This window comes from Aerococcus sp. L_32, from assembly GCF_050689315.1.
Window position 1 is genome coordinate 1 of record NZ_JBOEQF010001168.1, and the last position, 573, is coordinate 573.

At 44.0% G+C, this 573-nt stretch carries 1 pseudogene; it reads left to right on the forward strand.

The window, feature by feature from the left end:
- Window positions 1-573: pseudogene (locus tag ACRCJ0_RS18750) on the forward strand (exonuclease domain-containing protein); the annotation flags it as partial.

Below are 573 nucleotides of genomic sequence, written 5' to 3' on the forward strand. Positions count from 1 at the left end.
TGGGCAAACCGGCGACTACATGGCCTTATGGTTTAAAGATCACAAGGGAGCCAAACGTCCTTACGAATACATCGCGCCATTTGTCTTGAATCCAAAATTAGCCAATTTTCATATCTTTCCTGCTGGCTTTGGGGCAAAAGAAGCTAGCTATTTACAAGCGGGTGATTTAAAGGTGATTGAAGCCAATCACGGGGTAAGTTTAGCGCCCCTTCAAAAGGCCATGGTCAAAGATGTAGCACCATTTTTCCATGAGGAAGCGACCACTTCTACAGACACGAATAAAACACCTAAATACGCCTTTCTAACGGCCAATGCAGGCGTTGGAAAATCCTTGGCCTACGTGGTATCGGCCTTATCAGCTGATGATACGGCTAGTCAACAAACTGGGGCTAAGTCTGGGGTAAATAACGGGCAAACTCAAGTGGTCATTTCAACCTCAACAGTGATCTTACAGCACCAGTTCTTGGATAAAACCGTCCAATTAGCGGCCAACCTATTAGGCAAACCTTTGAAAACCGTAATTTTAAAAGGACAAAACCACTTTATCCAGTTGACGAAATTGCAGAAATACAT